Annotated in this window: 22 protein-coding genes; 20 read left to right on the top strand and 2 right to left on the bottom strand. The window is 64.3% G+C overall.

All coding sequences use genetic code 11. The features are described 5' to 3' along the window. From ACTG4J_RS05560 to ACTG4J_RS05465, 20 genes are all read left to right on the top strand, one after another. A partial coding sequence (locus ACTG4J_RS05560) for a hypothetical protein (RefSeq protein ID WP_439137792.1) occupies positions 1–192 on the top strand: 192 nt, incomplete at its 5' end. Continuing rightward, entirely contained in the window at positions 189–1,187 is a 999-nt protein-coding gene (gene rsmH, locus ACTG4J_RS05555; RefSeq protein ID WP_439137790.1) for a 16S rRNA (cytosine(1402)-N(4))-methyltransferase RsmH, read from the top strand. The genes ACTG4J_RS05560 and rsmH, both read left to right, overlap by 4 nt. Next, positions 1,187–1,543: a cell division protein FtsL gene (ftsL, locus tag ACTG4J_RS05550; protein WP_439137788.1), complete on the top strand. Its 357-nt coding sequence runs from the start codon at positions 1,187–1,189 to the stop codon at positions 1,541–1,543. Before rsmH ends, ftsL begins: the two co-directional genes overlap by 1 nt. Further along, positions 1,540–3,321: a peptidoglycan D,D-transpeptidase FtsI family protein gene (locus ACTG4J_RS05545; RefSeq protein ID WP_439137787.1), complete on the top strand. Its 1,782-nt coding sequence runs from the start codon at positions 1,540–1,542 to the stop codon at positions 3,319–3,321. The genes ftsL and ACTG4J_RS05545 overlap by 4 nt, the downstream gene beginning before the upstream one ends. A 30-nt stretch (positions 3,322–3,351) precedes the next feature. Continuing rightward, positions 3,352–4,836: a UDP-N-acetylmuramoyl-L-alanyl-D-glutamate--2,6-diaminopimelate ligase gene (locus ACTG4J_RS05540; protein ID WP_439137785.1), complete on the top strand. Its 1,485-nt coding sequence runs from the start codon at positions 3,352–3,354 to the stop codon at positions 4,834–4,836. Then, positions 4,833–6,257 carry a UDP-N-acetylmuramoyl-tripeptide--D-alanyl-D-alanine ligase gene (locus ACTG4J_RS05535; RefSeq protein WP_439137783.1) on the top strand — a complete coding sequence of 475 codons (1,425 nt, stop codon included), beginning with the start codon at positions 4,833–4,835 and terminating at the stop codon, positions 6,255–6,257. Before ACTG4J_RS05540 ends, ACTG4J_RS05535 begins: the two co-directional genes overlap by 4 nt. Then, positions 6,258–7,340 carry a phospho-N-acetylmuramoyl-pentapeptide-transferase gene (gene mraY / locus ACTG4J_RS05530; protein ID WP_439137782.1) on the top strand — a complete coding sequence of 361 codons (1,083 nt, stop codon included), beginning with the start codon at positions 6,258–6,260 and terminating at the stop codon, positions 7,338–7,340. A gap of 15 nt (positions 7,341–7,355) precedes the next feature. After that, complete coding sequence (murD, locus tag ACTG4J_RS05525) at positions 7,356–8,759, top strand: UDP-N-acetylmuramoyl-L-alanine--D-glutamate ligase (protein WP_439137780.1); 1,404 nt, start codon at positions 7,356–7,358, stop codon at positions 8,757–8,759. Between the two features lie 124 nt (positions 8,760–8,883). Continuing rightward, complete coding sequence (locus ACTG4J_RS05520) at positions 8,884–10,050, top strand: peptidoglycan glycosyltransferase FtsW (protein ID WP_439137778.1); 1,167 nt, start codon at positions 8,884–8,886, stop codon at positions 10,048–10,050. A 4-nt stretch (positions 10,051–10,054) separates the two neighbouring features. Further along, positions 10,055–11,158 carry a UDP-N-acetylglucosamine--N-acetylmuramyl-(pentapeptide) pyrophosphoryl-undecaprenol N-acetylglucosamine transferase gene (locus ACTG4J_RS05515; RefSeq protein WP_439137776.1) on the top strand — a complete coding sequence of 368 codons (1,104 nt, stop codon included), beginning with the start codon at positions 10,055–10,057 and terminating at the stop codon, positions 11,156–11,158. Next, complete coding sequence (gene murC, locus ACTG4J_RS05510) at positions 11,155–12,570, top strand: UDP-N-acetylmuramate--L-alanine ligase (protein ID WP_439137775.1); 1,416 nt, start codon at positions 11,155–11,157, stop codon at positions 12,568–12,570. The genes ACTG4J_RS05515 and murC overlap by 4 nt, the downstream gene beginning before the upstream one ends. Positions 12,571–12,621: 51 nt before the next feature. Further along, positions 12,622–13,551, top strand: a complete 930-nt coding sequence (murB, locus tag ACTG4J_RS05505; protein ID WP_439137797.1) for a UDP-N-acetylmuramate dehydrogenase — start codon at positions 12,622–12,624, stop codon at positions 13,549–13,551. Between the two features lie 85 nt (positions 13,552–13,636). Beyond that, the gene (locus tag ACTG4J_RS05500; protein WP_439137795.1) at positions 13,637–14,572 is read left to right on the top strand and encodes a D-alanine--D-alanine ligase; all 936 of its coding nucleotides are present in this window, start codon (positions 13,637–13,639) and stop codon (positions 14,570–14,572) included. Positions 14,573–14,595: 23 nt separating this feature from the next. Continuing rightward, a complete protein-coding gene (locus tag ACTG4J_RS05495; RefSeq protein ID WP_439137774.1) occupies positions 14,596–15,501 on the top strand; it encodes a cell division protein FtsQ/DivIB in 906 nt (301 codons plus the stop codon). Continuing rightward, positions 15,498–16,832 carry a cell division protein FtsA gene (gene ftsA / locus ACTG4J_RS05490; protein ID WP_439137773.1) on the top strand — a complete coding sequence of 445 codons (1,335 nt, stop codon included), beginning with the start codon at positions 15,498–15,500 and terminating at the stop codon, positions 16,830–16,832. Before ACTG4J_RS05495 ends, ftsA begins: the two co-directional genes overlap by 4 nt. Before the next feature lie 210 nt (positions 16,833–17,042). Further along, positions 17,043–18,665, top strand: a complete 1,623-nt coding sequence (gene ftsZ, locus ACTG4J_RS05485; RefSeq protein WP_439137771.1) for a cell division protein FtsZ — start codon at positions 17,043–17,045, stop codon at positions 18,663–18,665. A 279-nt stretch (positions 18,666–18,944) separates the two neighbouring features. After that, entirely contained in the window at positions 18,945–19,862 is a 918-nt protein-coding gene (lpxC, locus tag ACTG4J_RS05480; protein WP_439137769.1) for a UDP-3-O-acyl-N-acetylglucosamine deacetylase, read from the top strand. A 133-nt stretch (positions 19,863–19,995) separates the two neighbouring features. Then, positions 19,996–20,880, top strand: coding sequence for an outer membrane protein assembly factor BamD (locus tag ACTG4J_RS05475; RefSeq protein WP_439137767.1), 885 nt, complete (start codon positions 19,996–19,998; stop codon positions 20,878–20,880). 54 nt (positions 20,881–20,934) lie between these two features. Next, a complete protein-coding gene (gene recN, locus ACTG4J_RS05470) occupies positions 20,935–22,593 on the top strand; it encodes a DNA repair protein RecN (protein WP_439137766.1) in 1,659 nt (552 codons plus the stop codon). A 337-nt stretch (positions 22,594–22,930) separates the two neighbouring features. Next, complete coding sequence (locus ACTG4J_RS05465) at positions 22,931–24,544, top strand: chloride channel protein (RefSeq protein WP_439137793.1); 1,614 nt, start codon at positions 22,931–22,933, stop codon at positions 24,542–24,544. Here the strand turns inward: ACTG4J_RS05465 and ACTG4J_RS05460 are convergent, their stop codons facing one another. Beyond that, positions 24,545–24,886, bottom strand: coding sequence for a DUF427 domain-containing protein (locus ACTG4J_RS05460; RefSeq protein WP_439137764.1), 342 nt, complete (start codon positions 24,884–24,886; stop codon positions 24,545–24,547). Positions 24,887–24,951: 65 nt separating this feature from the next. Then, positions 24,952–25,183: M24 family metallopeptidase C-terminal domain-containing protein (locus ACTG4J_RS05455; RefSeq protein WP_439137762.1), on the bottom strand; the 232-nt coding region annotated here is incomplete at its 5' end.

Raw genomic sequence — 25,183 nt, 5'->3', positions numbered from 1 at the left:
GACAAGATCGCGCTCGATGACGAGGCCGCTTTCGAGGGGCATGGCGAGAAATTCCATATTCTCAGCCCGGCTCAGGCCGATGCACAGGCTGCGACCTTTGCCGCGCTCCTGGCCGAGCTTGGGCGCGATGACGCACATTTCGATGCGCTCTCGCTTTTGCCGGACGAACCAGCACCGATGGATGCGGAATGACCGCCGCTGGCGAGACGGACGAGCCTCGCGCACCCCATATCCCCGTCTTGTTGCGCGCGCTTCTCGATGCGGTGGCACCGGTGCAGGGCGTTTGGCTTGATGGCACTTTCGGCGCTGGCGGCTATAGCCGTGGTCTGTTGGCGGCGGGTGCTGCACAGGTGATCGGCATCGACCGCGATCCGCTGGCTTTCGACATGGCCGCGCCTTGGGCGGATGACTATGGCGACCGCTTGCGACTGGTGGCGGGCACGTTTTCCGAACTTGATACCTTGGCGGGCGTGCCGCTCGATGGTGTGGCGCTCGATCTCGGTGTCTCGTCGATGCAGCTTGACCGCGCCGAGCGGGGCTTTTCCTTCATGAATGACGGCCCGCTCGACATGCGCATGGGCCAGACGGGCGTGTCGGCCGCTGATATCGTCAACCAAGCGCCTGAGGCGTTGATCGCCGATATTCTCTATCACTACGGTGAAGAACATGCCGCGCGTCGTATCGCGCGCGCCATCGTGGCTGAACGCACAAAGGGGCCGATCACATCGACGCTGCAATTGGCCCGCTTGATCGAGGGGTGCCTGCCGCGCAAGAAACCGGGCCAAAGCCACCCCGCGACGCGCAGTTTTCAGGCCATCCGCATCGCTGTGAATGACGAGCTGCGCCAGCTTGTCGATGGGTTGGAGGCCGCCGAGCGCGCCTTGAAGCCCGGCGGCAAGCTGGCGGTCGTCACCTTTCACTCGCTCGAGGATCGGGTGGTCAAACGCTTCTTGGCCGAGCGCGCCAGCACTGGCGGCGGCGGGTCGCGCCACGCGCCCGAAGCGCAAGAACAAACACCCGGTTTCATGCTGACCCCGAAAAAGGCGATTGCGCCCGATGCGGCGGAATTGGCCGACAACCCGCGCGCGCGCTCGGCGCGGCTGCGGGTGGCGACGCGCACCGACGCACCCGCCCGCCCCGTTGATCGTGCACGGATTGGCCTTCCCCTTTTGCCGGAGGTTTTGTGATGCGTGGGTTTTTGACCTTGTGCGGCATGCTTGCGGTCATCGCACTGGGCTATTGGGCCTATCATCAAGCGATCTTGACCCAACAGGCCGAACGCCGCGTGGAGCGTTTGCAGGCCCAGATCGGGGCCGAGCGTGAACGGATGGCGATCTTGACCGCCGAATGGGCCTATCTCAACCGTCCCGACCGTTTGCGCGAGCTTGGCTTCATCAATTTCGAGCGGTTGGGCCTTTTGCCGATGTCGCCCGATCAATTCGGCCGTGCGACCCAGATTCCCTATCCGCAGCCTGTGATCGAGACTGCTGAGCCCGAGAGCCTGCTGGATAGCGCCTCTATCGGCGAGGAGCAGATCCCATGACGCAGCGCACGCCGCTTCGGCCCTTGGCGCGTATTCTCGATGCCCGCCTGCGCGGTGAGAACCCCGATCTGATCGAGCGCGAGAACCTGCGCCTGCGCCATGATGCCGAGCGCGACAGGCTTCGTCAGCGCACCGAGGGGCGGATGCTACTGGTCGCGGTCGTGTTCTTGTTCGCCTTCGGATCGGTTGGCGCGCGGATGGCGGCACTGGCCACATCCGAGGCGGCCGAGCCCGCGGTTGCCCAGATCACAAGCACGATCCACACAACCCGTGCGGATATCGTCGATCGCGAGGGCCGTGTGCTGGCGACCAATTTCGCCACCAACGCCCTTTACGCCCATCCCCATGAGATCGTGGATGCGCGCGCCGCGGCCGATGGTCTGGCTGAGATTTTCCCCGAAATAGATGCCGATACGCTGCATCCGCGGCTTGACTCAGATCGTCGGTTCTTGTGGCTGCGGCGTTATCTCAGCCCCGAGCAAGAACAGCAGGTTCATGATCTGGGCGAGCCGGGCTTGTTGTTCGGTCCGCGCGAGATGCGGCTATATCCCAATGGGCGTCTGGCGGCCCACATCCTGGGCGGTGCGGGTTTCGGCCAAGAAGCGGTCAATGCCGCCGAGGTGATCGGCGTGGCCGGGATCGAGGCGGTCTTCGATGAAACCTTGCGCGATCCGGGCCGCAGCGCGCCCTTGCAACTTTCCATCGATCTCTCGGTTCAGGCGGGGCTCGAAGAGGTATTGGCCGGTGGCATGGCGCTGATGAACGCGCGCGGTGCTGCGGCTGTGTTGCTGGATGCTCATTCGGGCGAGATCCTCGCAATGGCAAGCTTGCCCGATTTCGACCCCAACGCGCGGCCCGCGCCCGCGCTTTCCGGCGATCCGGCCGATAGCCCGCTGTTCAACCGCGCCGTGCAGGGCGTTTATGAATTGGGTAGTGTTCTCAAGGCATTCCCCATCGCGCAGGCGATCGAGTTGGGGCAGATCACCCCCGCCGACATTATTGATACGCGCGGGCCGATGCGGGTGGGGCGCTTCAGCATCAGCGATTATCGCAGCCAAGGACCGGCGCAATCAGTCCATGACGTTTTCATCCATTCCTCCAATATCGGCACGGCGCGCATTGCACAGGCTATCGGCGGCGAGGCGCAGCGCGAATTTCTTGGGGCACTTGGCCTGCTGACGCCTGCGCAGATCGAGATCATCGAGGCGCGCAATGCCCGCCCCTTGGTTCCCGCGCGCTGGGGCGAATTGTCGACCATGACCATCTCTTACGGGCATGGGCTGTCCACCTCGCTTGTGCATTTGGCCGGTGCCTATGCGACAATGGTCAATGGCGGCACGCAGGTGGTGCCGACGCTTTTGCGCCAAGATCGCCCGCAGCAAGGCGCGCGGATCATCTCCGAGGCGACCAGCCATGAGATGCGCGCGATGATGCGGGCGACCGTCACCGAAGGCACGGCCAGCTTCGCCGAGGTGGAAGGCTATGCCGTGGGCGGCAAGACCGGCACCGCCGATCTGCCACGCCCCACGGGGGGCTATTACGAAGATCGCAACATCAATACCTTCGCCGCCGCCTTTCCCATGCACGCACCGCGCTATGTGCTGATCACGATGCTGCAAGAACCGGTCGAGACATCAGGCCCCGAGCCGCGCCGCACGGCCGGTTGGACCGTGGTGCCCGTCGCCGCCGAGATCATTCGCCGCAGCGCGCCCTTGTTGGGTTTGCGGCCCGAGATTGAACCGGGCCCCATGGATGCGCTATCGAGCAGTTCAAGGTAATCGCACAGTCATCGCACATGGGGTGAGGGAATGGCGCCTTTGACACGGCAGCTTTCGGATCTTGGTCTGACGCCCCGCTCGGGTGGCGATGTGGCTGTTTCGGGGCTGGCGCTTGATAGTCGCAAGGTAACCAGCGGCGCGTTGTTCGCGGCACTTCCCGGCACGCAAGTGCATGGTGCGACCCACATCGAGGCGGCATTGCAAAACGGCGCGCTTGCGATCTTGACCGATCGCGCGGGGGCGGCCCTTGCTGCCGATGCCTTGGCCGCAACGCCTGCCGCACTCGTGGTTGTCGAGGATGCGCGTGCCGCGCTTGCCCATGCGGCGGCCTTATGGTTTGCCCGCCAACCCGACTGCGTGGTCGCCGTCACTGGCACAAATGGCAAGACCAGCGTTGCCAGTTTCGCGCGTCAGATCTGGGCGCTTTTGGGCCATGAGGCGGTCAATATCGGCACCACCGGGGTCGAAGGGGCCTATGCCGCGCCGGGGCTGCATACCACGCCCGATCCCCTGACGCTGCAGCGCGTGCTGGCCGAGATGGCCACAGCCGGTGTCACCCATGTGGCGATGGAGGCCTCGTCGCACGGGCTTGACCAGCGTCGGATGGAGGCGGTGCGGCTTGCGGCGGCGGGTTTCACCAATCTGACGCAAGACCATCTCGATTATCACGGCGATATGGAGAGCTATTTCCACGCCAAGCTGCGCCTTTTCTCCGAATTGCTGCCTGAAGACGGGATCGCGGTGGTCAATCTCGACGACAGCTACGGCCCCCGCGTCGCCGCCACCTGCACGGCCCGCGAGGTCGAGGTGATCGGTGTCGCCCAATACGCGGAGGATGCGGCCCTCAAGATCACTGGGCGGCGTTTGGATGAGACCGGGCAAGATGTGCTGTTTCGTTGGCAGGGCCAGCCTGTGCAGGCACGCCTGCCGCTGATCGGGGCATTTCAGGCGATGAACGTTCTGACCGCGGCCGGGCTTGTGATCGCAGCGGGGGAAGAGCCTGCGGCGGTATTCTCGGTCTTGCCACGGCTTTCGGGTGTGCGCGGGCGGATGCAGATGGCGGGGCGAAGGGCCAATGGCGCGCCGGTTTTCGTCGATTACGCGCATACGCCCGACGCGCTGGAGACGGCTCTCAAGGCGCTGCGCCCGCATGTTCTGGGCCGGCTGATCGTCGTCTTCGGGGCGGGTGGTGATCGTGACCGGGGCAAGCGGCCCTTGATGGGCCAAGCTGCTGCCGAACAGGCCGATATCGTATTTGTGACAGACGATAACCCAAGATCCGAGGTTCCGGCGGCCATCCGCGCAGAAATACTGCAAGCCTGCCCACAAGCGACCGAGGTCGGCGACCGCGCCGAGGCGATCTTGCGCGGGGTGGCGGAGCTTGCGCCGGGCGACGCGCTGTTGATCGCGGGCAAGGGGCATGAAAGCGGGCAGATCGTCGGCGATGTGGTCTATCCTTTCGATGATGTCGAACAAGCCAGCCTTGCCATCGCCGCGCTGGAGGGACGGGCATGAGCGCGCTTTGGACAGCCGCCGAAGCCGCCGCCGCAACGGGCGGTCAGGCCACGGGTGATTGGGCGGTCACGGGCCTGTCGATCGACACACGCTCCATCGCGCCGGGCGACATGTTCATCGCGTTGTCAGCCGCGCGCGACGGGCATGACTTCGTCGCCGATGCGCTGGCGCGCGGCGCGGCGGTGGCGATGGTGGCGCGCATCCCCGAAGGCGTCGACCCCGCTCGGCTGTTGATCGTGGCCGATGTGATGGAAGGCTTGCGTGCCTTGGGTGCTGCGGGGCGTGCGCGCACCAAGGCCAAGGTCATCGCGGTGACCGGCTCGGTCGGCAAGACCACCGTCAAGGAAATGTTGCGCACGGCCCTTGCGCCACAGGGCAAGACCCATGCCGCCGAGGCGAGTTTCAACAATCATTGGGGCGTGCCGATCACGCTGGCGCGCATGCCCGCCGATACCGAATACGCCGTGATCGAGATCGGCATGAACCACCCGGGCGAGATCGCGCCACTGTCGCGTCTGACCCGGCCAGATATCGCCATCGTCACCACCGTCGCCCCTGCCCATCTGGAAGCCTTCGGCGTGATCGAGGGGATCGCCCATGAAAAGGCGGCGATTTATGACGGGCTATCGCCGGGTGGCATCGCGCTGGCGCATGGCGATATCGACACCGCCCAGATCCTTTTCGACAAGGCCAGATCGCAGGGTGCGCGCCTTGTGCGTTTTGGTGCGCGCGACGGATTTGAGGCGCGGATGATCGCGGCCCAAATCGCCGATGGCGCGACCGTGATCCAAGCCGATATTCTTGGCACCGAGCGGCTGTTCAAGATCGGCGCGCCGGGGCGGCACTATGCGATGAACGCGTTGATCGCGCTTGCGGCGGCGGAATTGGCCGGGGCCGACGCGACGCAGGCCGCGATCACGCTTGCGGGCTGGACCCCCTATCAAGGGCGCGGCACGCGCGAAAAGCTGACCCTGGGCGGGGGCGAGGATCTGGTGATCGAGATGATCGATGATGCCTTCAACGCCAATCCCGCCTCGATCGCCGCAGCGCTCGAGATGCTGGCGGCCGCCGAACCCGAGGGGCGCGGGCGGCGCATCGCGGTTTTGGGCGATATGTTGGAGCTTGGGCCGACCGGACCCACGCTTCATGCCGCCATTGCCGATCACCCCGCGATGGCGCGCATCGCGCTGGTTCACACGGTGGGGCCCTTGATGGCGCATCTGCATGCCGCCCTTCCCGGCGCGATCCGCGGACAGCACCGCGACAGTGCCGAAGAAATGGCCGCGCTTCTGCCCCAAACCCTGCGGGCGGGGGATATCGTGCTGCTCAAGGGCTCAAAGGGGATCAAGGTATCTCGCGCAGTTGACGCGCTGCGCAAACTCGGGCAAGCGGCAGTAGGCAATAAACAGGGACACCGCTAGATGTTGTATTGGCTGACCGCGTTCTCCGATGGCGGGGATGTCTTCAACCTGTTTCGCTACATCACCTTTCGGGCGGGCGGTGCGTTCTTTACGGCGCTGATCTTCGGCTTCGTCTTCGGGCAGCCCTTGATCAATGCGCTCCGGCGGAAATATGCGGCGGGCCAGCCGATCCGTGCCGATGGCCCTGCCCATCACATGGCAAAGGCGGGTACGCCGACAATGGGCGGTTTGCTGATCTTGGCGGCGTTGACCCTCGCGACGCTGTTGTGGGCGCGGCTCGATAATCCCTATGTCTGGATCGTGCTTTTGACCACGGTCGCCTTTGGCCTGATCGGTTTTGCCGATGATTGGGCCAAGGTCAGCCGCAACACCAGCGCGGGTCTATCCGGGCGGGTGCGGCTGTTGATCGGCTTTGTCATCGCGGCGGTGGCGGCATCCGCTTGCGTCTTGATCCACCCCGATGACCTCTCTGCGCAGCTCGCCGTGCCGGTCTTCAAGGATGTGCTGATCAACATGGGCTGGCTATTCTTGCCCTTTGCCATGCTGGTGATCGTCGGTTCGGCCAATGCGGTGAACCTGACCGACGGGCTTGATGGTCTGGCGATCATGCCGGTGATGATCGCGGCGGGCACGCTTGGCGTGATCGCCTATGCCGTGGGGCGTGTCGATTTCACCGAGTATCTTGATGTGCATTACGTCCCCGGCACGGGCGAATTGCTGATCTTCACCGCCGGTCTGATCGGGGGCGGCTTGGGCTTTTTGTGGTACAATGCCCCGCCTGCCGCCGTGTTCATGGGCGATACAGGATCGCTCGCGCTGGGCGGCGCGCTGGGGGCCATTGCGGTGGCCACCAAGCATGAGATCGTGCTGGCTATCGTGGGTGGTCTCTTTGTCGCCGAAGCGGTCAGCGTGATCGTTCAGGTGCTTTACTTCAAGGCGACCGGGAAGCGGGTTTTCCTGATGGCGCCGATCCATCATCATTTCGAGAAAAAGGGCTGGGCCGAGCCGCAGGTGGTGATCCGTTTCTGGATCATCTCGCTGATCTTGGCGCTGATCGGTCTGGCGACGTTGAAACTACGCTAAGGGCGGGGGGCTGCGATGATACCGGTTCAAGGCGTGGAAGGGCAGCGGGTCGCGGTGCTGGGTCTTGGTCGTTCGGGTCTGGCCACCGCGCGTGCCTTGCGCGCAGGTGGGGCCGAGGCGCTGTGCTGGGACGATGGCGCGCCCGCGCGCGCGGCGGCCGAGGGCGAGGGCTTCACCATCTGGGATCCGATGGCGCCCGATGCCTTTGTCGGCGTGGCGGCGCTGATCACCTCGCCCGGTATTCCGCATCTCTACCCAAGCCCGCACCGCGCGATTGCGGCCGCCCGCATGGCGGGTGTGCCGGTCGATAATGATGTCGGGCTGTTTTTCCGCTCGCTCGGCATGGGCGCGTGGGATGACATGGAAGAGCCGCCCAAGGTGGTTGCGATCACCGGGTCGAACGGCAAATCCACCACCTCGGCCTTGATCGCCCATATCCTGTCGGTATCGGGGCGTCCGGTGCAATTGGCGGGTAATATCGGGCGCGGTGTCTTGGATATCGACCCGCCCGCCGATGGCGGGGTTGTGGTGCTTGAACTCAGCTCCTACCAGATTGAACTGGCCCGCGCGCTGACGCCTGATGTGGCGGTCTTCATCAATCTTTCCCCCGATCATCTGGACCGGCACGGCGGCATGGGTGGCTATTTCGCGGCCAAGCGGCGGCTCTTTTCCGAAGGTGGGCCTGACCGCGCCATCATCGGCGTCGATGAGATTGAAGGGCAATATATCGCCAACCAACTTGCCGAGGGGCCGGGGGATGCGCGCGTGATCCGGGTGTCGCAGGCCAAGTTGACCGGACCGGGCTGGGATCTGGTGGCGCGCAAGGGCTGGCTTTCCGAGATGCGCAAGGGCCGTCAGGTGGCCTCGATCGACCTTCGGGGCGTCAAGGGCCTGCCCGGCGCGCACAACCACCAGAACGCGGCCTGTGCCTATGGGGCATGCCGGGCGCTGGGCCTCTCGCCAAAAGAGATCGAGGCCGCGTTCCATAGTTTCGAGGGGCTGCCCCATCGCAGCCAACGCGTGGCCGAGATCGGTGGCGTCGCCTTCGTCAACGACAGCAAGGCCACCAATCCGGATGCCGCTGTCAAGGCTTTGGGCGCTTTCGACCGTATCCGCTGGATTTGTGGCGGGCTCGAGAAAGAGGGCGGGATGGAGGCGCTGGCCCCTGCGGCGGGTGCCGTGATCAAGGCCTATGTGATCGGGCGCGAGGCCGCCGCCTTCGCACTGCATCTGGGCGATCTGCCCCATGAGACCTGCGGCGACATGGCGACGGCCGTCGCGCGCGCTGCCGCCGAGGCCGAGGCTGGCGACACCGTGCTGCTTGCCCCCGCCGCCGCCAGCTTCGACCAATACGACAGCTTCGAGCATCGCGGGCGGGATTTCATGGAGCAGGTCGGCAAGCTCTTGCCCAAAAACTGAACCGAGACACCCGCCAATGCCAAGCTAAGGCTGGCCCTGCGCGCCGTTTCGGGTTAGTGTTGCAACCAGACCCGGAAAACGGGCGCTTCGAGGCAGACGACGAACATACGGGCGGGCAGTCCCCATGACGGAAATCGCGCATGGCACGGTGATCGTGCAATCCGGCGAGGCCGTGATCCCACGCTGGTGGCGAACGGTCGACCGGGTCACGATCTTTTGCATCTTTTCGCTTTTCGCGATCGGCATCTTGCTGGGTTTCGCGGCATCGACCCCCTTGGCCGAGCGCAACGGGCTTGATCCCTTCTACTATGTCACGCGACAGGCGGGTTTCGGTGGCTTGGCGCTGATCGTGATGCTGGTGGTCTCCATGCTGAACCCGGTGATGATCCGCCGGATCGGCGTGATCGGCTTTTTCGGCGCGGTCTTCGCGCTGGCGATGCTTCCGGCCTTTGGCACGGATTTCGGCCAAGGGGCGGTGCGCTGGTTCTCGCTTGGCTTTGCTTCGGTGCAGCCGGCCGAGTTTCTCAAGCCCGTCTTCGTGATCTTCACCGCGTGGATGATCGCCGCCAGCCAAGAGATCGGCGGCCCGCCGGGCAAATCCGTCTCGCTGCTTTCCATGGTCGTGATCGTGGGCTTCCTGGTGATGCAGCCTGATTTCGGCCAAGGTGCCTTGATCGTTTTTGCTTGGTCGGTGATCTATTTCGTTTCGGGCGCGCCGATGGTGATCTTGTTCACCGTCATGGCGCTGGTGGCGGTCGGCGGCGTTTTTGCCTATGCCAATTCCGAACATGTGGCGCGCCGCATCGACGGCTTTTTGTCGACCGAGATCGATCCCACCACCCAGATCGGCTATGCGACCGACGCGATCCGCAATGGCGGGATGTTCGGCGCGGGTCTGGGCGAGGGGACGGTGCGCTGGACCTTGCCTGATGCGCATACCGATTTCATCATCGCGGTCGCGGCCGAGGAATACGGCGTCGTGATGGTGTATCTGATCATCGCGCTTTTCGTGACAATCGCGCTGCGCTCATATTTCCGCCTGATGCGCGAGCGCGACACTTTCATCCGGCTGGCGGGCACAGGGCTGGTCTCGCTCTTGGCCTTGCAGGCTTTCATCAATCTGGGCGTGGCCGTGCGGCTTTTGCCCGCCAAGGGCATGACGCTGCCCTTCGTCAGCTATGGCGGCTCGTCGTTGATCGCGATGGGAATCTCGGTCGGTATGCTGCTGGCCTTCACCCGCTCGCGCCCACAAGGCGAGATCGGCGATTACCTTTTGTCGCGCCAGCGGTGACACGATGACACCGACCAGCGCGCATCTGATCATCGCGGCCGGTGGCACAGGGGGTCATATGTTCCCGGCCCAAGCCCTGTCTGAAGTGATGCTGCGCCGGGGCTGGCGGGTGACATTGTCGACCGACACGCGCGGCGCGCGCTATACCGACGGTTTTTCGCATGCCGTCGCGGTGCGCGAGGTCGCCTCGGCCACCTTCGCGCGCGGCGGGATCTTGGGCAAAATGCTTGCCCCCTTCCGTATCGTGGGCGGCATTGTTGCCGCGACCTTGCGCATGTGGCGCGAGAAACCCGATGTCGTTGTGGGCTTTGGCGGCTATCCCACGATCCCGGCCTTGGCGGCGGCATGGATTACCCGGACGCCTTGCATGATCCATGAACAAAACGGTGTCTTGGGCCGGGTCAATCGCATCTTTGCGCAGCGGGTCGACCTGGTGGCGTGCGGCACATGGCCCACCGCCCTGCCCGAGGGGCTCGTGGGGGTGCATACCGGCAACCCGGTCCGCGCCGCCGTGTTGGAACGCGCGAGCGCGCCTTATATGCCGCCCGGCGATTGGCCGATGAACCTTGTGGTCATTGGCGGCAGCCAGGGCGCGCGCATCCTGTCCGATGTGGTGCCCGCGGCCATCGCCCGCCTGCCCGAAGATCTGCGCGCGCATCTGCGGGTCGCCCAACAGGCCCGCACCGAAGATCTGCAGCGCGTGATCGATGCCTATGGCACAAGCGGCGTGCGCGCCGAAATCGAGACGTTCTTCCGCGATATCCCCCGTCGCCTTTCCGAGGCGCAGCTGGTGATCAGCCGGGCCGGTGCCTCATCCGTCGCCGATATCTCGGTGATTGGGCGGCCCGCGATCCTGATCCCCTATGCACAGGCCACCGCCGATCATCAAAGCGCCAATGCCAGCGGTCTGGTTGCAGCCGGTGCCGCCCTGATGATATCCGAGCAATCGCTGTCGCCCGACAGTCTGTCGGCGGCGATCCGATCCATTCTCACCGAACCGGCCAAGGCCGACCAGATGGCGCAAGCGGCCCTCGCTGCTGGCATCCCCGATGCGGCCAATAGGCTGGCCGCACTGGTCGAGGAACTGGCCCAGAAAGGCGCTGCATGACACCTGCGATCACGAAACTGCCGACCAAGCTGGGCGCGATCCATTTCGTGGGCATCGGGGGCATCGGCATGTCGGGGATCGCCGAGGTGCTGGTCAACCACGGCTATCAGGTGCAGGGCTCTGATCTGAAAGCCTCCAAGATCACAGAGCGCCTCGAAGGTCTGGGTGCGCGCGTCTTCATTGGGCAAAAGGCCGAAAACCTCGATAGCGCCGAGGTCGTGGTGATTTCGTCCGCGATCAAACCGGGTAATCCCGAGTTGGACGCCGCCCGGCTCAAGGGCCTTCCGGTCGTCCGCCGTGCCGAGATGCTGGCCGAGCTGATGCGCCTGCGCTCGAATATCGCGATCGCGGGCACGCATGGCAAAACCACGACGACCACGATGGTCGCCACGCTTCTCGATGCGGGCGGCGTCGATCCGACCGTGATCAACGGGGGCGTGATCCATGCCTATGGCTCGAACGCGCGGGTGGGGCAGGGCGACTGGATGGTGGTCGAGGCCGATGAAAGCGACGGCACCTTCAACCGCCTGCCTGCCACCATCGCCATCGTCACCAATATCGACCCCGAGCATATGGAGCATTGGGGCACGATCGAGAACCTGCGCAAAGGGTTCCTCGATTTCGTCTCGAACATCCCGTTCTACGGGCTGGCCGTCTGCTGCACCGATCACCCCGAGGTGCAGGCGCTGGTGGGCCGCATCACCGACCGGCGTGTCGTGACCTTCGGCTTCAACGCGCAAGCCGATGTGCGCGCGGTCAACCTGACCTACAAATCGGGTGTCGCGCATTTCGACATCGCACTGCAGGCCGAGGGGCAGGTGATTTCGGGCTGCACCCTGCCGATGCCGGGTGATCACAATGTCAGCAATGCGCTGGCCGCCGTAGCGGTCGCGCGCCATCTTGGGATGAAAGGCGATGAGATCCGTACCGCCCTTGCCGGGTTCAAGGGCGTCAATCGCCGCTTCACCAAGGTGGGCGAGGTGGGCGGCATCACCATCATCGACGATTACGGCCACCACCCGGTCGAGATCGCGGCCGTGCTGAAAGCCGCGCGCCAAGCCAGCGAAGGCCGTGTGATCGCCGTGCATCAGCCGCACCGCTATACGCGGCTTGCAACCCTGTTCGAAGATTTCTGTGCCTGTTTCAACGAGGCCGACGTCGTGGGCATCGCCGAGATATACGCCGCGGGCGAAGACCCGATCCCCGGCGCTAGCCGCGATGATCTGGTGGCGGGGCTGATCCGCCACGGCCACCGCCATGCGCGCGCCGTCGTCTCCGAGGATGATCTGGAACGGCTGGTACGCGAACAGGCGCGACCGGGCGATATGGTCGTCTGTCTGGGTGCGGGCACGATCAGCGCATGGGCAGGGGGGCTGGCCGCACGGTTGAAAGATCTGGATGACCGCGGCTAGGCGCGCCCTTGCTGGACAGCGCGGCACCGCGGCGCTAGCAGGGCGGGCATGATGCGTATTTGCGATATCCCCCTGCGTGGGCGCGCGACGCCCGACCGGCCGCTTGCCGATCTGACATGGCTGCGGGTGGGTGGGCCGGCCGATTGGCTGGTCCAACCGGCCGATAGCGGTGATCTGGCTGATTTTCTTGCAGCACTCCCGCCCGATATCCCTGTCTTTCCGATGGGGGTAGGGTCCAATCTGATCGTGCGCGATGGCGGGATCGAAGGTGTGGTGATCCGGCTGGGGCGTGGGTTCAACGAAATCGTGGTCACGGGCGATCTGGTCACGGCGGGGGCGGCAGCCCTTGACGCCCATGTCGCCATCAAGGCGGCCGAGGCGGGCCGCGACCTGACATTCCTGCGCACCATTCCCGGTTCTATCGGTGGCGCGCTACGGATGAATGCGGGCTGTTACGGATCATATGTGGCCGATCATTTCGTGTCGGCGCGGGTGATCCATCGCGACGGGCGCCGCGAAACGCTGGGCCAAGGCGATGTCTCCTTTGCCTATCGTCAGACCGATATCCCCCCCGACACCATCGTGACCGAGGTGACGTTTCGCGCCGAGGCGGGGGCACCCGATGCGCTGGCCGCCAAGATGGCCGAGCAGATCGCCAAGCGTGACGCCAGCCAACCCACCAAGGACCGCAGCGCCGGATCGACCTTTCGCAACCCGGCGGGCTATTCCTCGACCGGGCGGGCCGATGACACCCATGAGTTGAAGGCATGGAAGGTCATCGACGCCGCCGGGATGCGCGGCGCCACGCGTGGCGGGGCGCAAATGTCGCCCATGCATTCCAATTTCCTGATCAATGCCGGTGGCGCGACAGCCGATGATCTTGAATCTTTGGGAGAAGAGGTCCGAAAAAGGGTTTTCGAGACGCAGGGAATAGCGCTAGAATGGGAAATCATGCGCGTCGGGCGAAACCCGGGCGAGTGATCCGGGCAAACCGGGCAAAATGACAAGGGGCAAAGCCCCGATAACAGACTGACCGGGCAAGAGAATCCGGCGGATTGAGGCAATGGTGGCGGGTTCGAGCAGAACAACCCCCCTGATTGCGGTACTGATGGGTGGCCCTTCGTCCGAGCGCGAAGTGTCTTTATCCACGGGCCGTGGCTGCGCGGAGGCGCTCAGGGGCGAAGGCTATGGGGTGGTCGAGATCGACTGCGGCCCCGATTTGCCCATGCGCCTGTCCGATCTTAAGCCCGATGTCTGCTTCAACGCGCTGCATGGTCGCTGGGGCGAGGATGGCTGCGTGCAGGGCCTGCTGGAATGGCTCCGCATCCCCTATACACACTCGGGTGTTCTGGCCTCGGCCTTGGCGATGGACAAGGCGCGCACGAAGGATGTCTACCGCGCCCATGGCCTGCCGGTGGCGGAAAGCAGGATTGTCTCCAAGGCCCAAGCCGTTGCCGCCCATGTGCTGCCCCCGCCCTATGTGATCAAACCCAATAATGAGGGGTCATCGGTCGGGGTCTATCTTGTGGCCGAGGGCGCGAATGCGCCGCCGCCCTTGTCCGAGACGATGCCGGACCATGTGATGGTCGAGGCTTTCGTAAAGGGGCGTGAATTGACCTGTTCTGTCATGGGCGACGGGCCGGGCCAGCCGGGTGCGCTGACCGTGACCGATATCATCACCGATGGCTGGTATGATTATGACGCGAAATACAAGCCCGGCGGCTCGCGCCATGTGGTGCCCGCCGATCTGCCCAAGCCGATTTTCGACGCTTGCATGGACATGTCGATGACCGCACATCGCGCCTTGGGCTGTCGCGGTGTCAGCCGCACCGATTTCCGCTGGGATGAGGGCCAAGGGCTAGCCGGGCTGATCTTGCTGGAAACCAATACCCAGCCGGGCATGACGCCCACCTCGCTGACGCCGGAACAAGCGGCCTTGTGCGGGTTCGATTTCGGCGCGCTGTGCCGCTGGTTGGTCGAGGATGCCTCATGCGACCGCTGATTGCCGAACGCGCACCTAGGCGCATGTCCTCGCCGCCCCCGCCCCCCTTGGCCGATCAGCCGCGCGATCCCGCGCCGTCGATCTGGTCGTACCGCGCGCAGCGCTTGTGGTTGACGCCGCTGTTTCGCCGGGTGGTGCGTATTGGCCTGCCCAGCTTCGTGCTGGTGTTCGGGCTTGGCCTCTATTTCGCCGATGAACAAAGCCGCACCGCCTTTGCCGCCAATGTCCAAGAGCTTCGCCAAAGCATCGAAAGCCGCCCCGAGTTCAGGGTCAATGCGATGGCGATCTCGGGTGCCAGCACGGCGGTGGAAGAGGATATTCGCGCCTATCTCGGCCTGTCCTTTCCCGTCTCCTCCTTCGATCTCGATCTTGCCGCGATGCGTGGCCGGATCGAGGCCTTGCCCGCCGTCGCGCAGGCTGAATTACGCATTCAGGCCGGCGGTTATCTAGCCGTCAACGTGCGCGAGCGCGTGCCGGTCGTGATCTGGCAAACCCGCGAAGGGACGGTTCTGATCGATGCCGAGGGGCATTTCGTGGCCGATTTGGCCACGCGGACCTTGGACAGCCCGCTGCCGTTGATCGGTGGGGATGGTGCGGATCATGTGGTCGGCGAGGCGCTCTCGATCCACGCGGCGGCGGCCCCATTGGCCGATCGTCTGCTTGGGTTGGTGCGCATCGGCGAAAGGCGTTGGGATGTGGTTTTGCAGGACGGGCGACGTATCTTGCTGCCCGAGGAAGATGCCGCGCAAGCGCTCGACCGCGCGCTGGGGCTGCATGATGCCACCGATATCTTGAGCCGTGATGTGCTGCGCCTCGACTTGCGCGATGCGGATCGGGTGAGTGTGACCCTCAGCCCCCAAGCGATGGAGGCGCTGCGCCAAGAGCGTCTGCGCGCGCGGGCGGACCCCACCGGAGAACGAAGCGGATGAACACGCTATACCATGCGCAACGTGCCATGCGGGCCAAGCGGCAAGACGCGCTCAAGCGCGGCGTCGTGGCCGTGCTCGATATCGGCAGCCACAAGGTCTCGTGCCTGGTGTTGAAATTCGACTCCGCCGAGATCGCATCGCCCGCCGAGGGGATCGGTGCGATGGCGGGGCAGGCCAGCGTGCGCATCATCGGTGCGGCGACGACCCGCTCGCGCGGGGTGCGCTTTGGCGATATCGAGAGCCTGCAAGAAACCGAACGTGCCATTCGGACGGCCGTGCAGGCCGCCCAGAAAATGGCCCAGATCCGCGTCGACCATGTCATCGTGTCCTTTGCCGGTGGTCGACCGCGCAGCTATGGGCTGGAGGGCGAGGTCGACATCGGCGGCGGCACAGTTGAAAATGCCGATGTGGCCCGCGTTCTGGCGGCCTGTGATTTGCCGGATCTGGGGGCAGGGCGCGAGGTCTTGCATGCCCAGCCGGTCAATTTCGCGCTCGATCATCGCAGTGGCTTGACCGACCCGCGCGGCCATGTGGGCAACCGGCTATCGGTGGATATGCATCTGTTGTCGATCGAGGCGGCGGCGGTCGAAACCTTGCTGCATTGCGTCAAGCGCTGCGATCTGGAACTGGCAGGCCTTGCCTCGGCCCCCTATGCGGCGGGTATCTCCAGCCTTGTCGAAGACGAGCAGGAATTGGGCGCGGCCTGTATCGATCTGGGCGGCGGCACCGCCAGCCTGTCGATCTTCATCAAGAAACACATGATCTATGCCGACACCGTGCGCATGGGCGGTGATCATGTCACCAGCGATATCAGCCACGGTCTGCAGATCCCGATGGCCGATGCCGAACGCATCAAATGCCGTTTCGGCGGCGTGATCGCCACCGGCCTCGATGATCGCGAGGTGATCGAGTTGACCGGCGAGACGGGCGATTGGCATCACGACCGGCGCACAGCCACGCGGGCCGAGTTGATCGGCGTCATGCGCCCGCGGGTCGAAGAGATCTTGGAAGAGGTCAAGGTCCGTCTGGATGCGGCGGGTTTCGACCACCTGCCCAGCCAGCGCATCGTGCTGACCGGCGGCGCAAGTCAGATCCCCGGCCTTGACGGGCTGGCCAGCCGCATCTTGGGCAATCAGGTCAGGCTGGGCCGCCCGCTGCGGGTGCAGGGCCTGCCGCAATCGGCGGCGGGGCCTGCGTTTTCCTCGCTTGTGGGCTTGGCGCTCTTTGCGGCCTATCCGCAAGACGAGTGGTGGGATTTCGAAACACCCGCCGAGCGCCTGCCTGCGCGCAGCCTCAAGCGCGCGGCCAAATGGTTGCGCGAAAACTGGTAACCCCCGTATTTGGTGTGTCATCGCAAAAGAGGCGAAAATCAGCCGATTTTTGCCCCATATTTCGCGTAAACCTCGGAATTTTCGCGTGACGGACTGCCCGGAAACGGGTAGCATGGCGGGAATTCAGAGGCAAAATGGCCAGTCGACGTAAAGATCGGCGCCACATCGAACATTGATCGCGAATAAGATCACATACAGGCGGACAGACCCATGACACTCAATCTTATGTTGCCCAAAAGCCAGCCGGACATGAAACCCCGGATCACCGTGTTCGGCGTGGGCGGAGCCGGGGGCAACGCCGTCAACAACATGATCGACCAAAACCTCGACGGGTGCGAGTTTGTGGTCGCCAATACCGACGCGCAGGCTTTGGCGCAGTCGCGCGCGAATGCCCGCATCCAGATGGGCGCGCGTGTCACCGAGGGTTTGGGCGCGGGCGCACGCCCCGCTGTCGGCGCCTCGGCCGCCGAAGAGTCGATCGAAGAGATCGTGGATCATCTGGCCGGCGTCCACATGGCCTTCATCACCGCGGGAATGGGCGGTGGCACCGGCACCGGCGCTGCCCCGATCATCGCACAGGCCGCGCGCGAATTGGGCGTGCTGACGGTCGGCGTCGTGACCAAGCCCTTCCAGTTCGAAGGTGCCAAGCGGATGCGCCAAGCCGATGAGGGCATCGAGGCGCTGCAAAAAGTCGTCGACACGCTGATCATCATTCCCAACCAGAACCTGTTCCGTCTGGCCAATGAAAAGACCACCTTCACCGAAGCCTTCGCAATGGCCGATGATGTGCTTTATCAAGGTGTGAAGGGTGTGACCGACCTGATGGTCCGTCCCGGTCTGATCAACCTCGATTTCGCCGATGTCCGCGCCGTGATGAACGAAATGGGCAAGGCGATGATGGGCACGGGCGAGGCCGATGGCGAGAACCGTGCATTGCAGGCCGCCGAAAAGGCGATCGCCAACCCGCTTCTGGATGAAATCAGCCTCAAGGGCGCGCGCGGTGTGCTGATCAACATCACAGGCGGTTACGATCTGACGCTGTTCGAGCTTGACGAGGCGGCCAACCGCATCCGTGAAGAGGTCGACCCGGAGGCGAATATCATCGTCGGCTCCACGCTTGATACCGATATGGAAGGTCGGATGCGCGTCAGCGTCGTGGCCACCGGCATCGATGTCTCCGAAGCCGCGAAGGCCGAAGAAGAAGCGCGTGTTTACGCCGCCGCCGCTGTCGCCGCGCGTCCGGCAGCCGCACCTGCTCCCGCACCCGCTCCGGAACCCGTCGCAGAACCGGCCCGCGCCGCGTTCGTGCGCCACGAACAAAGCGAGCCGTCGTTGTTCAACAGCCTCGGCATGGATGACTATGACGACGAAGACATGGGCGCGCTCGACGATGTGCCTGCCCCGGTCTACGAGCCGCAGCCGCAGCATCAGCCTATGGCCGCGGCGCCGCGTGTCTCGGCCTTCGATCAACCCGCGCATGAGCCGGTGGCAAGCCAGCCGCAATTCACAAGCAAGGCCCGCCCCGAGGTTCTGGCCCGTCTGCGTGACGCGATACAGAAAGATGTGGCACGCCCTGCAGCAGCACCCCAGCCCCAGCCACAGCCCGAGGCGCACAAGTCACGGCTGAGCCTGAACACGCTGATCAACCGCATGACCGGCCATGCCGAAGAGGGGCATGGCATGACCGAGCGCCGCCAACCCACGATGACGGGCACCATCCCGCCGCGCCCTGTCCAGCAGCCTGTTCAGCAGGTCGCGCCCGATGAGGGAATCGTCGATCCCGAGCAAGAACGCATCGATATTCCCGCGTTCTTGCGTCGTCAGGCAAACTGAAGCGCTCACATTCTTGATCAAAGGGCCGGTGTTTCACCGGCCCTTTCTCTATTAAAAACAGAGTATTGCCGCTGTTCATGGTGCGCATAGGCAAAGATTTGCCGATTGGTTTGGGCAATGTTGCAAGACGTCATAAAGGTTGAATTGTTCCTTTCCGCGCGGCCCGTTATCGACACAACTGGCAGTTAATGGCGTGGTAACGCGGCGGCTGCAGCGCATCACATGACACAGGCGATCGAACGCCGGCATGTCGATGTGTATGGGGACACGGAGTACGCAATGCAGGCGACACTTAGGCAATCGGTCCGTCTTTCCGGTGTGGGGCTTCACACCGGCAAGCGGGTCAATGTGACGGTCGGACCGCAAGCGGCACATATGGGATTGTGGTTCGCGCGCGCCGATCTTCCCGGTGCCGCCTTGATCCCCGCCCGCTATGACGCCGTGCCGACAAGCCGCCTTTGTACCAAGCTGCGCGGTGATGACGGGTCCGAGATTTCGACGATCGAACATATCATGGCCGCCTTGGCGGGCTGCGGTATTCACAATGCATTGGTCGAAGTCGATGGGCCGGAACTCCCGATCCTCGATGGCTCGGCTGCACCTTTCGTGCGCGCTTTTCTGGATGCGGGCATCCAGCAGCAAGACGCGCCGATCCACGCGATCGAGATCTTGCGCGAGATCAAGGTCACCGATGGCGATAGCGTGGCGACGCTCTCGCCCGCTGCGGGGCTCGAGATGGATTTCACCATCGATTTCGCCGATGCCGCAATCGGGCGGCAACGCCGGGTCGCCAATCTGGCCAATGGGCGCTTCGTGCGCGAGTTCTGCGATAGCCGCACCTTTTGCCGCAAATCCGATGTCGATGCGATGCATGCGGCCGGTCTGGCGCTGGGGGGCAGCTATGACAATGCCGTGGTTGTCGATGGCGATACGGTGCTGACGCCGGGCGGTCTGCGCCATACCGATGAGGCGGTGCGCCACAAGATGCTTGATGCTTTGGGCGATCTGGCCTTGGCGGGTGCGCCGATCTTGGGCCGCTACACGGGGGTGCGGGCGGGTCATATGCTGACCAACCAGCTTTTGCGCGCGCTGTTTGCCAGCCATGGCGCATGGCGCGTAGTGGAATGCACCCCGCAACAGGCCGCGCGCCTGCCCGGTATCGGTGTGACCGGGGCCGATCTGGCCCATGTTGCCTGATCACAAAACCTGGATCGTTACCGCGAGCGCCTTGCGCAACTCTTGCGTTTTGCGCCCAAAAATTATGTGTTAGGACCACGTAACGTTGGGCGTGACGATACTGCCCGAAACGATCAAGACGAGGTTTTCGAGCATGCAGCGGAGGGGTCAAGGCGCGATCCGGAAATGGAGCCTCGGAGCAAGCCTCTGCCTTGTCACGGCGCTTTCGGGCTGTGGCGACAACGCCCTTTTTGCAGAGGGCGGATTTTTCGCGGGCCGTAGCGCGCCCGTTCCGCTTGAGCAACTCGACGCAGCCACCATTTTCCAGCGCGGCGAGGCGGCCCTTGCCGCCAATGACCCCGAAGAGGCGGCTGCGCTATTCGTCGAGGTCGAGCGGCTTCACCCCTATTCGGAATGGGCCAGCCGAGGCTTGATCATGGCGGCATTCTCTTATCACGCCGCGACCGATTACGAGAATGCCCGCATCGCCGCACAGCGCTTTCTCGATTTCTATCCCGGCGAGGAAGACGCTGCCTATGCGCAATTCCTGTTGGCGTTGAGCTATTACGACCAGATCGATCAGGTCGGCCGCGATCAAGGCATCACCTTTCAAGCGTTGCAGGCGCTACGCGAGGTGATCGAGCGCTACCCCGATAGCGAATATGCTCAAGATGCGATCTTGCGCTTTGATCTGGCCTTCGACCATCTTGCCGGCAAGGAGATGGAGATCGGGCGCTACTACCTGCGCCAGCAGCATTACGCCGCGGCGATCAATCGCTTCCGCGTCGTCGTCGAGCAGTTCCAGACCACCAGCCACACGCCCGAGGCGCTCATGCGTCTGGTCGAGGCATATTTGGCATTGGGCCTGACCGAAGAAGCACAGACCGCCGGCGCGATCTTGGGGTATAATTATCAATCCTCGCCCTTCTACGACGATGCGTTTCGTCAGTTGACCGGTCAGGATCTTGCACCCGATGCCGCGGGCGAGGGCTGGCTGCGCGATATCTGGCGCCAGACGGTGCGCGGGGATTGGCTCTGAATTCTGCATCGCCGCCCGTCATGGGCCGCTGGGGATAGGGACGCGCGGGGCCTGATGCTGCTTCACCTCGATATTCGCGACATGTTGATCATTGACCGGCTGGAGCTTGCCTTTCAGCCGGGCCTCAACGTGCTGACGGGTGAAACAGGGGCGGGGAAATCCATCTTGCTCGATGCGCTTGGTTTCGCCTTGGGCTGGCGCGGGCGCGCTGACCTTGTGCGGGCGGGGGCGGCGCAGGGTGAAGTGGTGGCGGAGTTTGCCCTTGGCCCGGATCATCCGGCCCTTGCGCTGCTGGAGGACGCGGGATTGCCGGCCGATCCCAGCTTGATCTTGCGCCGGGTGAATATGCCCGATGGGCGCAAGATGGCATGGATCAACGATCGTCGCGCCAGTGGCGAGGTGCTGCGTGCGCTGTCCGACAGCTTGGTCGAGTTGCATGGCCAACAAGATGATCGCGGGCTTTTGGACCCACGCCAGCACCGCGCCATGCTCGATGCCTTCGGTGATCATGACGCGATGCTCGGCGCGCTGCGCGCAAGCTGGGCGGCCCATCGTGCCGCGCAAAAGGCACTGGCCACGGCCGAGGCCGATCTGGCGCGCATGCAGGCCGAGGAGGATTTCTTGCGCCATGCGGTGGCCGAGCTGGATCAGCTTGACCCGCAACCGGGCGAAGAGGCAACACTTGATGCCAGCCGTCGCTTGATGCAGGCGGCCGCCAAAATGCGCGAGGATCTGACACGCGCAGATGCAGCCCTCGGTCTGCAAGGGGCCGAAGGGGCGATGGGCGATGCGCGTCGCTGGCTTGATGGCTTGGCTGACCGGGCTGAGGGTGGACTTGATGACGCGCTTGGCGCGCTTGAGCGTGCGATGGTGGAGCTTGGGACCGCACAAGATGCGCTTGCCCGGTTCACCGAAGCGCTCGATCTCGACCCCTATGCGCTGGAGCGGACCGAGGACCGGCTGTTTGCCTTGCGCGGATTGGCGCGAAAACATGGTGTCGGCCCCGATGATCTGGCGGTTTTGGCGGCGGACCTGCGCAGCAGGCTTGCAGCGCTCGATGGGGGCACAGGCCAGATCGCCAGTCTGGCCGCGACCGAGCGCGCGGCGGCCAAAGCCTATGACGCCTTGGCAGAAGAATTGACACAAGCCCGCCGTGCGGCGGCGCTGAGGCTGGACAGGGCGATGGCGGGCGAGCTTGCACCGCTGAAGATGGAGCGCGCGGTCTTCACCACCGAGATCACCGCCGCAGCCGCAGGCCCCGATGGGGTCGATAGCGTCACATTCGTCGCCGCTACTAATCCCGGCGCACCCGCAGGCCCGCTCAACAAGATTGCATCGGGCGGGGAATTGTCGCGCTTTCTCTTGGCGTTGAAGGTCTGCCTGACCGCACAGACGCGTGGCATCACGATGATTTTCGACGAGATCGATCGCGGCGTCGGCGGCGCGACCGCCGATGCGGTAGGCCGTCGTCTGAAGGCTTTGGCCGCCGGCGCGCAGGTGCTTGTCGTGACCCATTCACCGCAGGTGGCAGCACTTGGCGCCCATCATTGGCGGGTCGCCAAGCGGGTGGTGGACGAGACCACGTTGAGCGATGTCAGCGCGCTCGACCCCGGCCAGCGCATCGACGAGGTCGCGCGCATGCTGGCCGGGGATCGCATCACCGATGCCGCGCGTGATGCCGCGCGGGCCTTGATCGACGCCGCCCAAGGATAGGGGCGATTTTGGATAGGGGGCTCTGCCCCCGCCGCGCGTTGCGCGCCTCCCCCGGGATATTTTTGAAACGAAGAAGCGGCGGTTGGGTCTTGGGGCGTGATCACGAAAGTTTTCATCGCGGCGACAAATCCATGGCGATCGTGAACGCTCTGGCCTTTTCTCAAAGCCATCCGTGGCTTACAGCTTGAATAACCCGTCGCTTGCCGCATGCGGAGCGGTTGCGATATCGGGTATGACGCTGGCTCCGCGCAAGGGGATGGACTTGGCCGAAACCGTGCTCGGCCTGTTGCGGGAATGGATTTCCGCTGCCTTGGCGGCAAGCCGGCGCGGCTGGCGTATGCTGCGCGAAAAAGGGCCGACCCAGATACAGTTTTGGCTGATCGCTTTGCTGATCGGCATCGCCGCGGGTTTCGCGGCGCTTTTGTTCCGCAAGGGGATCAGCTGGCTGCAAGAAACGCTTTACGGCGTCGAGGATGTGCGCCTGATGCACAGCTTTGCCGAAGGCCTGCCTTGGTACATGATCTTGTTGATCCCGGTTGCGGGGGGCTTGGTCGTGGGGATGATCTTGCATGTCTTCACCCCCGATGGCCGCGCGCGCTCGGTCGCCGATGTGATCGAGGGTGCGGCGCTGGCCGATGGGCGGGTGGAGCAAAAGGCCGGCATCGCCTCGGCCTTCGCCTCGCTCATCACCTTGGGGTCGGGCGGGTCGTCGGGGCGCGAGGGGCCGGTGGTGCATCTGGCGGCGGTGATCTCGAGCCGGGTGAGTGACTGGATTCGGGCCGATGGGATCACCGGGCGCGACCTGTTGGGCTGCGCGGTTGCCGCAGCCGTCAGCGCCTCGTTCAACGCGCCCATCGCGGGCGCGCTTTTCGCGCTCGAGGTGGTGCTGCGCCATTTCGCGGTCCATGCTTTCGCGCCGATCGTCATCGCCAGCGTGGCGGGCACGGTGATCAACCGGCTCGAATTCGGGGGGGTGACGGAATACAGCCTGCCCACCGATAGCGCACTGCAATTCTATGCCGAATTGCCCGCTTTCTTGATCCTTGGGCTTGTGTGCGGCCTCGTGGCGGTGGCCTTGATGCGCGCGGTTTTCTGGGCCGAGGATCTGGGTAATCTGGCGCAGCGTCTGAGCGGGATGCCGCGCTGGCTGAGGCCGGCTTTCGCGGGGCTGCTCTTGGGGGGGCTCGCCATTCCCTTTCCCCATATCATCGGCGTGGGCTATGAGACGACATCGGCCGCGCTCACCGGCGAGTTGCTCTTGCATGAAGCGATCGTCTTTACCATCCTCAAGGTTCTGGCGGTGGCGATCACCTTGGGTGGGCGCATGGGGGGCGGCATTTTCTCGCCCTCGCTGATGATCGGTGCGATGGCCGGGCTTGCCTTCGGCATCGTGGCGACCGCGATCTTTCCTGATCAATCAGGTGAGGGCACGCTTTACGCGCTGGCCGGGATGGGGGCCGTGGCAGCCGCCGTTCTGGGGGCGCCGATCTCGACCACGCTGATCGTGTTCGAATTGACCGGGGATTGGCAGACCGGTCTTGCGGTGATGGTCGCGGTCTCGATCTCGACGGCGCTCGCCTCGCGCCTTGTGGATCGGTCCTTCTTCCTGACCCAGCTCGAGAGGCGCAATATCCATCTGGCCGCCGGGCCACAGGCCTATCTTCTGGCGATGTTCCGCGTCGGCCTTGTGATGCGGCCCATGGACCATGAAAATGCCGCGCCCCATGATCGGCTTTTGACCCTGATCGAGCAAGGCATCTACACCGATACCAACGCAACGCTGGAGCGCGCCTTGCCGATTTTCGAGCGTACGGGCCTTGATTTTGTGCCGGTTGTCCAGCTTGCGCCGGGTGATGGCCCCCCCGCGCTCGAGGGGGCGCTGTTCCATGTCGATGCGCTCAAGGCCTATAACCGGGCGCTGGCCGCCACCGCGGCCGAGGAACACAGCTGATCAGAGCCGCTCGACCGTGACGCGGTCGGTGTAAAAGGCGATATGACCCGCGATGGCGGCCACGGCTGCGATCGGAGCCTCATAGCTCCACGCAGCATCGGGCATGTCGCCCGAGGGGACACAGACGGTGAAATAGCTCGCCACACCCTTGTGTGGGCAGGTGGTCGCGCTGGCGGATTTCTCCAAGAACGCCATGCCGATGTCACCGCGCGGGAAATAGATGACAGGGGGGTAGTCGCCCTCGGTCATCTCGAGCGCCTGCTCGCTTTCGCCCAAGATCGCGCCGCCTGCGCGCACCACCCATTTGCCGGGGGCATTTCGGATCGTGATATTCTCGGCCATATGCGGTCCCTCCTTGGGTTGCGGTCTTTATGTCGGTCACGGGTCCGGATGCCAAGAGGGGCATGTCAGATGGGCGCACAGGCGCGCATCAGCCAGTCCTGCGTGGGCGCATCGAGCGCCGGGCCGATCTTGGCCAGAACCGTCGCGTGATAATCGTTGAGCCAGTCGCGCTCGCATGGGGCGAGCATGTCGGCCACCACCAGCCGCCTGTCGATCGGGGCCCATGTCAGCGTGTCGAAACACAGCATCTCGCGCGCATCGCCGCCGGGCAGGGCGGGGGCAGGGGTCACCACGATC

This window comes from Roseicyclus sp. (genome assembly GCF_965662675.1).
In the GTDB taxonomy this organism is placed as follows: Bacteria; Pseudomonadota; Alphaproteobacteria; order Rhodobacterales; family Rhodobacteraceae; genus Roseicyclus.
The sequence above is the reverse complement of the archived record's forward strand: the minus strand, read 5'-3'. Positions and strand labels throughout refer to the sequence as shown.